At 35.6% G+C, this 5,796-nt stretch carries 5 protein-coding genes; 4 read left to right on the top strand and 1 reads right to left on the bottom strand.

Annotated features, from left to right (window positions below; translation table 11 throughout):
- Positions 1–122 precede the first annotated feature (122 nt).
- Positions 123–2,069, bottom strand: coding sequence for an asparagine synthase (glutamine-hydrolyzing) (gene asnB, locus JSS34_08190; GenBank protein MBS0186292.1), 1,947 nt, complete (start codon positions 2,067–2,069; stop codon positions 123–125).
- A 223-nt stretch (positions 2,070–2,292) separates the two neighbouring features.
- Here asnB and JSS34_08185 point away from each other — a divergent pair, with 223 nt between their 5' ends.
- The 4 genes from JSS34_08185 to JSS34_08170 are packed head-to-tail and all read left to right on the top strand — an operon-like array spanning position 2,293 to position 5,761.
- The gene (locus tag JSS34_08185) at positions 2,293–3,504 is read left to right on the top strand and encodes an MFS transporter (protein ID MBS0186291.1); all 1,212 of its coding nucleotides are present in this window, start codon (positions 2,293–2,295) and stop codon (positions 3,502–3,504) included.
- A gap of 11 nt (positions 3,505–3,515) precedes the next feature.
- On the top strand, positions 3,516–4,262 hold the full coding sequence (locus JSS34_08180; protein MBS0186290.1) for an N-acetylmuramoyl-L-alanine amidase: 747 nt from the start codon (positions 3,516–3,518) through the stop codon (positions 4,260–4,262).
- Between the two features lie 26 nt (positions 4,263–4,288).
- Positions 4,289–5,335, top strand: coding sequence for a hypothetical protein (locus JSS34_08175; GenBank protein MBS0186289.1), 1,047 nt, complete (start codon positions 4,289–4,291; stop codon positions 5,333–5,335).
- A 51-nt stretch (positions 5,336–5,386) separates the two neighbouring features.
- Positions 5,387–5,761: a hypothetical protein gene (locus tag JSS34_08170; GenBank protein MBS0186288.1), complete on the top strand. Its 375-nt coding sequence runs from the start codon at positions 5,387–5,389 to the stop codon at positions 5,759–5,761.
- Positions 5,762–5,796 lie beyond the last annotated feature (35 nt).

Here is a 5,796-nt window from a genome sequence, read left to right as displayed (position 1 = left end):
CTATTTTCCTCAATATCTCTTCTCTCTCCTTCTTTGTCAATTTAATTGATGACACACCCTAGAATTTATATGGAGATAAATTCCTAATTTTCAAGATGCACAATACAAAAAATGTAGATTTCTTATGGTTTTTGAAAAGAGATGTTTTTAAAATAACGTTGATGCCAGGCTTGGTACATGAGAATGCCCCAGAGCGAATATTGCCAATTTCGGGTTTGAGAAAGATGCTCCCCCCATCTTTTCCGAATGGGGAGAGGATTAGAAATTCCTGAATCTTTTAAAGCATTTATAGAAAGAAGTGTATTTGCCCAATCTTTAAGGGCTCCACGAAGCCATTGATCAATGGGAAGTCCAAATCCTTGTTTAGGGCGTTCAAAATAAGATTCGGGGATATAACGTTTGAGAATCTGTCGAAGGATCCATTTCCCTTGATTCTGTTTGAGTTTATAGGAGAGGGGAAGTGCAAAAGAAAATTCAGCAATCCGATGATCAAGAAGAGGCTCTCTTGCTTCTAAGCTGTGAGCCATACTTGCTCTATCTACCTTTGTGAGGATGTCATCCGGAAGGTATAATGAAATATCCGTCAATTGCATGGCTTCCGTAAAATTTTGGGCTGTTAAGAAAATCTTTTTGAGAGTTTCCCCAAAATAAGAGCGATGCTCTGTTATCACTTCTGCTTCTTGGGGAGAGAAGTGAATAAGAAGAGAATGGTAAATCTCAAAAGGACTTTGCATCATGATGAGCTCAGAAAGTTTGTTAAGTTTATGGGAAAGATGTGTTTGTGAAGAAAAAATCTGGACCAGCTTTTCAAGATGGGGTTTTGCTGCAATTCGAAGGCATGCTGAAAGAGAAGGGCGAAGAGAAGAAGGAAAAAATCTCAGGAGATTTTTAAGGTGATTTCCTGTGCTATAGCGTGTATATCCAGAAAAAAATTCATCTCCTCCATCTCCCGAGAGACTCACAGTAACATGTTCACGTGCTATTTTACTGACAAGGAAGGTAGGAATTTGAGAAGAATCTGCAAAAGGTTCGTCATAAAATTCAGGTAATTTTGGGATGATATCAAGCGCATCCTTTTCTTTTAAAATATATTCAAAGTGATCTGTTCCAAGATGATTTGCGATTTTCTTTGCAAAAGGAGCTTCATTGAATCCAGCTTCGGAAAATCCAATCGAAAATGTTTTAACCGCCTGAGGGCTGTGTTTCTGCATCAGAGAAACAACAAGTGAGCTATCAATGCCTCCCGATAAAAACGCACCGAGGGGCACATCGGAAACCATACGCAATTTAATGGCATCTTCTAAAAGACTATCTAATTGATTCATGGCGTCAAGTTCAGATAGATTCAAAGGATTTTGAAGGCCATATTGATATCGTTCTTCCAAATTCCAATAACAAGATATTTTAAAAGTAAAGTTCTTATCTATCGAAACGATATGTCCGGGCGAAACTTTTTGAAGCCCTTGATAAATCGATTGTGTTCCTGGAACATAACTATAAACAAAATAGTCTGAAAGAGCGTTCTGATTCAGAGTGCTATGCCAGGAAGGATGTGGCATAAAACTTCGAGGTTGGGATCCAAAAAAAAGAACATTATTAATAATACCATAAAAAAGAGGTTTAACGCCGAAACGATCCCTTGCAAGAAAAAGGCACTGTGTCTGGGTATCCCAAAGGGCAAAGGCAAACATGCCAATAAATTTTGAAAGCGCTGCCTCAAGACCCCAGGTTTCAATAGAAGCGAGCATGACTTCTGTGTCAGAAGATCCTTTAAAAGAACAGCCTTTTTGTTCAAGTTCTTTTCGAAGATTTCTATAATTATAGATTTCACCATTATAAGAGATGATATATCGCCCTGACGCCGAGATCATGGGTTGATGCCCGGTTATGTTTAAATCAATAATTGAAAGGCGTAAATGAGCAAAGATAAGACCAATTCTTGCATCACTCCAAAGTCCTGTTGAATCAGGACCCCTAAAAGAAATCTCTTTTGCCATCAAAGAGGCTATTTTTTCAAGTTCTTCTTTTTTGGACGGGGAACGATTCCAAAAACCTGTAAATCCACACATAAAATTTTTAATCCTTCAGGAAGATGTTTTAAACGTCATAGAAGAAGACATATTTTTAAAAAGGAGATAGAAATGCCATTGAATTCTATTTAACCTCTTGACCATTTTAAGAAAGCCCGTCAAAATTTTTTAAGGTTCTCGTATGATTTGTGTAACGTAAGTTTAATGCTCTTATTTATATCGAAAAAAAAGAACTTAATAAATGAAAAAAGTATAAAAAATCATGGGTCCTTCTCTTAATCTTTACCGACAAGCTTTAAAAAACTTTGGTATCAAGAAAGAAAATGATTTTTATTTCTCAATCTTGATTATGCTTTTTATCAGTATGACGTCCTCGTTGACCCAGACATTTATTAATCTTGATCTTCATCAATTCCATTTTTTTAACAAAGAGGTGCTTTCTCTTGATATTATGATGCCTTTTTTAGGAAGCTTTGTTGCCTTATTTGTATTTCAACGTTTGTTTCATATGGTTCGCTTTAAAATTTTTATGGGATTTACCCTTTTAGGTATAGGACTTGGATATTTTCTTTTGATTTTTTTTGTAACATCGGATTTTAATTTTATAATTCGTTTTTTTTTAGGCTTATTTTATAGCTTTACATTTTTAGGGTGTTATATTTTTCAAATGAAAGTATATCATCATCATAAGCGTGGGGCTTTATTTTCTTTCACCATTTTGATGATGGCTCTTTCTTCTTCATTTGGTTTTTTTTTAAATGGAGTCATTACAGACGCTTCATATGTGTTTGGCGTGGGTCTTATTTGTATTGGAGGATGTTTATGGAGCTTATTAAAGCTCGATACAACAGAAGAAGATTCTCAAGGGAAAAAGGAGTTTTTATCTCCCCATGGCTCTATCTTAAAAATAGCTTCTAAATACCCAAGATTTTTTATTCTAATCTTACTGATTTCTTTTGTTGGAACGGCCTTTCCGACTTACTTCCCTATCTATGCTGAAGGACTTGGATTTTCTGAAAAAGAAGTCTCTTACCTCTTTTCATGTGTTCAGTTATCTCTTCTTTTTTTTATTCCGTTGGGAGGATTTTTAGGAGATAAATGGGGATATGAGAAAATTCTTTTAGTCCTTTCTTTTGTGGCTCTTCTTGCAGGAGTGTGTACTTTTGGAAGTAAAAAAATAGAAATTCTAGGAATTCTTTTTTTTATTATCCGTGGTTCTCTTGCTTCTTTTTTTGGTCTTATGGTGGCATGGATTGCCCGGGAGCATTTCTCCCAGCGTGTTGCAACTAGGATGTCAGTTTTTTCATTTACCTATCGAGCTGGATGTATTTTATCTCCTTTAGGCGTTGGATTTATCATGCAATATTATGGAAATAATGGATTTATTTTCTTCATTTTAGGAGGCATTTTCCTGTCTATCTGTTTGCTTTTAAAAGAGGTATTTCCCAAAGAAAATGATCTTAAAAAATATTAAGACGGAGCATAATGACCATCTTATATAACTTTCAATCTCACAATTATAATGACCGAGCATTTGGATGTTTGATTCAATATATTGTGATTCATTATACAGCGATGGAAAGTTCAGAACACGCTTTAAAATGGCTTTGTTCTCATGAGTCAAGTGTAAGTTCTCATTATTTAATTGATGAAAATGGTCGTATTTTTTCTCTTGTCTCAGAAAAGAAGCGCGCTTGGCATGCAGGGACGCCCACCTATTGGAAAGGTCAAGATGATATAAATAGTCGATCCATCGGAATTGAGCTTTCAAATTTAGGAACACATCCTTTTTCTTTAAAGCAAATAAAGGCACTTCTTTATTTGATAAAAGATATCCAAAATCGACATAAAATGAACCCACAGGATATTTTAGGACATGCTGATGTTGCTGTTTCTCGAAAAATAGACCCAGGACCTTTTTTCCCATGGAAGCACCTTGCTTCTCAAGGTTTTGGTCTTTGGGTCTCTCGGAAAAATCTTAAAAAAAAGATAAAGTCTCCTTTGGAGGTGCAAAAAAAGCTTCAAGAATTCGGATATCAATGTTCTTTGTCAGAGGTGTGGGATAGAGAAACGCATGATGTTATACGGGCCTTTCTCCTGCGTTTTTATCCGGAATTATGGATAAAAAAAGGACAATTTTTGAAAACAGATGTGGATGGATTTACTCAAATAAGTGGTGTGATAGACGACCTTTTAACGCGTCTTATAGGACAATCAAAGCTTTTGAAATAAAATGCAAAAAAGGAGAACGATCAAAAATGCGTCATCTGCTCTATACTTTTGTAACTTATGTATTGATAGGTATGTTTGCTTTCCATCCTATAAGTGCAACACCTATTTTCAAGCAGATTCTTGAAAATTTTCCTCCTGAGGAGAGGCAATCTTTTTCTGCAGAAAAACGTCTTGTACGTGTTTCTTTCCTTAATCATCCTCAAGAAGATTTTTATCTCTCTCAACCTCAAGCACGTCGTTTCTTGAATATTGACATTCATGGGAACCCTTTAAAAGAAAAAGAGAAAGAAGAAAAGTTTTCTTCTATTTTTTTTGAAATAAGTAATCGTGTTCAGTGGATTTTAAAAATACAAGAGCAAGCTGTTGTCGGATTCTTAAGAGAAGCATGGCAAGACATTACGCCAGAAGAAGTTGTTCGATTTTCTGATCTTGTTACTTTTTCTTCCGACGTAGCGATCCCTGAGAACTTAAAAACTTCAGATTTTTCGGATGCTTGGATTTCTCAAAACAGATCTTTTATAACATGGAGTGATTATGGATTAATCTTTAAAAGAAAAGAGACGCAGACATCTTTTTCGCCCTTGGTGAGAATGATGTTACCTGTTTTACCTGGAAACGGATGTCCGGATCTATCGTGCTTAACGCGTCTTTTTATAAGCTCTCTTTTACTGAACTCTTCTTCTAGCAATTTTTTAGATTTTGAGGAGACTTTCCAGAGAAAAGAAGACGGAAGAATATCTTATGAAAGTAGGAGCCTTCTTGATGATTTTCTAAATCAGGGCTATGATTACCGAGCCGTTGAGATCCCTGAAAATGTATGTTCCCAATTTCAGATGCTTTCTTCTGAGCGTTTGGTTTTGAGCTTATTTATAAATCCTTGGACCTTAAAAGAAGGACGCTTTCGATTTTCAACGCTCCTGAATTTAGAAGGACGTATAAGGGTTTTTCAGAAAATTTTAAAAGAAAATTCTGTTTTGACCTTAGAGGGTTTTTTTCGAAAAGCTATGCCAGAGGTTGCAATAATTTATCATGAAACTTATGCTCAACCGGAGCTCAGGCAGGCCAGACTTTAGAATCTTCATGTCGAACAAGAAGAGACAAGTTTATATGAAAAGGCTTCTGATGTGTATCAAAAACTTCTTCGAAAGATGTTAGATCTTCCAAATATGGAAGAAGGGATTGGTCTTTTCAATGCACATTGTCATGATTTTGTAGAAAAATTTGGTTTAAAAAGTCCAAGCGCGTTTCAAAAAAAAGCGTCTCCTGAAGAGCATCTTTCAAAAGATATGTTTCCTCTTATTTACAGGCTCTTAAGTCATCCTCAAAGCCAACCAGATTCCTTTTTATGGGCTTTTTATTTTGGGTTTGATGTGAATTATAAGCCGCATGAAGCACAAAGCCTTTTGGAAAATGTGGGATGTCGAGATGAAAAAGGTTTGTTAGCGCTTGTTTTAAAAGAAAGGGTTAATCATCCTGATTATCTAATACTATTTCCATAAATTAAAATAACAAGTATGATGTTCTGCAAATGGAA

This window comes from Pseudomonadota bacterium (genome assembly GCA_018242545.1).
Taxonomy (GTDB): Bacteria; Pseudomonadota; Alphaproteobacteria; order 16-39-46; family 16-39-46; genus 16-39-46.
This window is presented reverse-complemented; position numbering and strand designations above follow the sequence as displayed.

What these genes read in the sequence shown, in the direction of transcription:
- JSS34_08175 (MBS0186289.1), top strand. Translation starts at nt 4,289, where the DNA reads ATGCGTCATCTGCTCTATACTTTTGTAACTTATGTATTGATAGGTATG.
- JSS34_08180 (MBS0186290.1), top strand. Translation starts at nt 3,516, where the DNA reads ATGACCATCTTATATAACTTTCAATCTCACAATTATAATGACCGAGCA.
- JSS34_08185 (MBS0186291.1), top strand. Translation starts at nt 2,293, where the DNA reads ATGGGTCCTTCTCTTAATCTTTACCGACAAGCTTTAAAAAACTTTGGT.
- asnB (MBS0186292.1), bottom strand. Translation starts at nt 2,069, where the DNA reads ATGTGTGGATTTACAGGTTTTTGGAATCGTTCCCCGTCCAAAAAAGAA.